We start from the raw sequence: 3,645 nt of genomic DNA, 5'->3' as shown, positions 1-3,645 counted from the left end.
GCGGTGGGGTCGGTGGTGGGCACGCGCACCTCCTCGTCGTCGAAGGACAGGCGCACCTCTCCGGGCAGGCCGCCGAGCAGCTCCGGGGCGCTGCCCCGGGCGAGGACCCGGCCCCCGTGCGCCACGGCGATGCTGGCGCCCAGCTCGGTGAGTTCGGGCAGGTAGTGGGTGGTGTAGACGATCGTGGAGCCCTGCTCGGCCCGGGCGCGCACCGCGTCCAGGAGGGCCCGGCGGGTCTCGGGGTCCACACCCGCGGTCGGCTCGTCCAGGAGCAGGAGGCAGGGGCGGTGGACCATCGCGGCGGCGGCCTGCACCCTGCGTTGCTGGCCTCCGGAGAGCACGCCCACCCGGCGGTCGAGGAAACCGGTGAGTCGGAGCGCGTCGGCGACCTCGTCGACGGCCGCGTCCAGGGAGCGGCGGCGCAGACCGTGCAGGCCGCCGAACAGGCGCAGGGTCTCCCGGGGCGTGAGGGTCGGGTACAGCGCGAGGTGCTGGGGCGCCAGGCCCAGGAGGCGGCGGGCGGCCCGGGGCGGTTCCCCGCCGATCAGCGCCCGGCCGCCGTCGGGGCGCAGCAGGCCCGAGACGACACGGGCGAACGTGGTCTTCCCCGCTCCGTTGTGGCCGACCAGTCCGACGATCTCGCCGGGTTCGGCGACCAGGGTGAAACCGTCCAGCGCGCGGACGGTTCCGAAGTCCTTGAACAGGGATAACGCTTCGAGCATGGGGGTTTTCCTCGTTCTCTTCTCAGAATTTTTCATTGTTTGTATACGGTGTAGACTATGGCTGTGCGAAAGATCAAGCAAGAAAGAAGGCCGGAGATCCTCGACGCGGCCCTGCGGCTCTCGGAGGAGCGGGGGCTGGCGGCCGTGTCGATGCGCGCGGTCGCGACCGACATCGGCCTCACCCCGATGGCCCTGTACGGGTACTTCGAGGACAAGGAGGCCCTCCTGGACGGCCTCGTCGGACGCCTGCTGCGGGAGCTGTCCCTGCCGGGCCCCGAAGCCCGGCCCGTCCCCGGGGCTGACTGGCGCGACCGGCTGCTGGCCTGCGCCCGCGGGGCCCGCTCGCTGGCGCACCGGTACCCGCGGACGTTCCCCCTGCTGCTGGACCGGCCCGCCGAGCTCCCGGAGGCGATGCGGGTCGTGGACGTGCTCTACGCGGCGCTGCTGGACGCGGGTGTACCGGATGCGCGGGTGGCGGCCCTGGAACGGATGATCAGCACGTTCGTGCTGGGCTTCGCGGTCTCGGAGGTCAACGGCCGCTTCGGGGAGGGCAACCTCGGCACGCGCGGGCGCCGCGAGCTGGCGGACCCGGCGCAGGTGCCCGCGCACCACCGGCTCGGCGAGGTGCTGGACCGCCCGGTGGACTGGGACGCCGAGTTCGAGGAGGGACTGGTCCGGCTGCTGGAGATGGTCGAGAGGGCGGCGTCCCCCTGGCGTGGACGGCCGACCGCGACCGGCGACGCTCCCGGGCGTGCGGGTGACACGGGGCGGGGAGCAAGGTAGAACAGCACGAGCGCCCCGAGCACCGGAGCCCGCCCGGCCGAGAACCCTGACGCCGCGGAGTCCGGCGCGTGTTCCACAGCTCCGCCGCGCACCACCGCGGGGGAGCGGGGCCGGTAACGACGAACGAGGAGCACGATCCTTGACCGACAACCCGTTCCTGTCCCCGAGCGAGCTTCCCTACCGGCTCCCCGACTTCGCGGCCATCCGCGAGGAGCACTTCCTGCCCGCGTTCGACAAGGGCGTGGCCGAGCACCTCGCCGAGGTGGACGCGATCGTCCGCGACCCGCGGCCCCCGACCTTCGACAACACCATCGCGGCACTGGAGCGCTCCGGCGCGCTCCTGGCCAGGGTGGAGACCGTCCTGCACACCCTGGCCGGTTCCGACGCCACCGACGGCATCGAGGAGATCGAGCGGGAGATCGCCCCGAGGGCCGCACAGCACCGGGACGCCATCTCGCTGAACCGGGACCTGTGGGAGCGCGTGCGGCAGGTCACCGCCTCCGACCCGCAGGAGGCCTGGCTGCTGGAGCGGTACCGCCTCGACTTCGTCAAGGCGGGCGCCGACCTGGACGACGACCAGCAGGCCCGGCTGCGCGAGCTCAACACCGAACTCGCCGGACTGAGCACCGAGTTCTCCCGCAACGTGGTCCGGGCCACCCGCGAGGCCTCCCTCGTCACCGGCGACGTCTCCGACCTCGACGGCCTGGACGAGGCGCACATCAGCGCGATCGAGCGGGACGGGGAGTACGTCCTGCCCCTGCTCAACACCACCGTGCAGCCCGCGCTGGCCCAGCTCACCAACCGCGCCACCCGTGAGCGGCTCTACACCCTGAGCGCCGAGCGCGCCCCCGAGAACCTCGACATCGCCGCGCGCATGGCCGTCCTGCGCGCCGAGCGGGCCGCGCTGCTCGGCTACCCCGACCACGCGGCCTACACGGTCGCGGACCAGACCGCCAAGACCGTCGACGCGGTCGAGGAGCGGCTCGGCCAGCTCGTCGGACCCGCCCGGCGCAACGTCGAGAAGGAGGCCCGGGCCCTGGCCGAGCACGCCGGGCACGACATCGAGCCCTGGGACTGGCCCTTCTACGCCGAGCAGGTGCGCAGGGAGCGCTACGACTTCGACGACAGCGTCCTGCGCCCCTACTTCGAACTCGGCAGGGTGGTCCGGGACGGCGTCTTCCACGCCGCGACGCTGCTGTACGGGATCACCTTCGCCGAGCGGCCCGACCTGCGCGGCTACCACGAGGACGTGCGGGTGTGGGAGGTGTTCGACCGGGACGGCTCGCCCCTGGGGCTGTTCCTGCTGGACCCCTACGCCAGACCGACCAAGCGCGGCGGCGCGTGGATGCACAACCTGGTCGACCAGTCCTTCCTGCTGGACGAGCGGCCGGTGGTGGTGAACAACCTCAACATCACCAAGCCTGCCTCGGGCCCCACCCTGCTCACCTTCGACGAGGTCGAGACGGCCTTCCACGAGTTCGGCCACGCCCTGCACGGGCTGCTGTCGGCCGTGCGGTTCCCGCGCGTGCAGGGCACGAGCGTGCCGCGCGACTTCGTGGAGTTCCCCTCCCAGGTGAACGAGATGTGGGCGACCTGGCCGGAGGTCCTGTCCCACTACGCCCGCCACCACGAGACCGGTGAGCCGGTGCCCGCCGAACTCGTGGAGCGCCTGACGGCCGCCCGCCAGTTCAACCAGGGCTTCGCGACCTTCGAGTACCTGGCCGCGGCGCTCCTGGACTGGTCGTGGCACCGCCTGGCCCCGGGCGAGGCCGTGGAGGACCCGGCCTCCTTCGAGGCGCGCGCCCTGGAGGCGGCGGGGGCCCTGCACCCCCTGGTCCGTCCGCGCTACCGGTCGGCGTACTTCATGCACGTGTTCGCCAACGGCTACAGCGCGGGCTACTACTCCTACGTGTGGAGCGAGGTCCTGGACGCCGAGAGCGTGGAGTGGTTCACCGAGAACGGCGGCCTCACCCGGGAGGGCGGGGACCGCTTCCGGGAGAGGGTGCTGTCCGTGGGCGGCGGTGTGGACCCCATGGAGGCGGTCCGCGACTTCCTGGGCCGTGAGCCCCGGATGGAGCCCCTGCTGGTCCGCCGCGGGCTGGTCTGACCCGGGGCCGGGCGCACCGGGAGGCGGTGCGCC

At 72.9% G+C, this 3,645-nt stretch carries 3 protein-coding genes; 2 read left to right on the top strand and 1 reads right to left on the bottom strand.

Annotation, left to right across the window (positions count from 1 at the left end; all coding sequences use genetic code 11):
- Positions 1–722 (bottom strand): ABC transporter ATP-binding protein (locus tag DQW06_RS07345; protein ID WP_157983369.1); only part of this gene is annotated, 722 nt, incomplete at its 3' end.
- Positions 723–779: 57 nt separating this feature from the next.
- Here DQW06_RS07345 and DQW06_RS07340 point away from each other — a divergent pair.
- Together DQW06_RS07340 and DQW06_RS07335 are read left to right on the top strand one after the other, a co-directional pair.
- A complete protein-coding gene (locus DQW06_RS07340; RefSeq protein WP_117198192.1) occupies positions 780–1,505 on the top strand; it encodes a TetR/AcrR family transcriptional regulator in 726 nt (241 codons plus the stop codon).
- A gap of 139 nt (positions 1,506–1,644) precedes the next feature.
- Positions 1,645–3,612: a M3 family metallopeptidase gene (locus DQW06_RS07335; protein WP_013152103.1), complete on the top strand. Its 1,968-nt coding sequence runs from the start codon at positions 1,645–1,647 to the stop codon at positions 3,610–3,612.
- Positions 3,613–3,645: the final 33 nt, after the last annotated feature.

The organism is Nocardiopsis sp. TNDT3, assembly GCF_003427465.1.
Taxonomy (GTDB): domain Bacteria; phylum Actinomycetota; class Actinomycetes; order Streptosporangiales; family Streptosporangiaceae; genus Nocardiopsis; species Nocardiopsis dassonvillei.
Note: the sequence above shows the minus strand (reverse complement) of the source record. Positions and strands in the feature narration are given on the sequence as shown.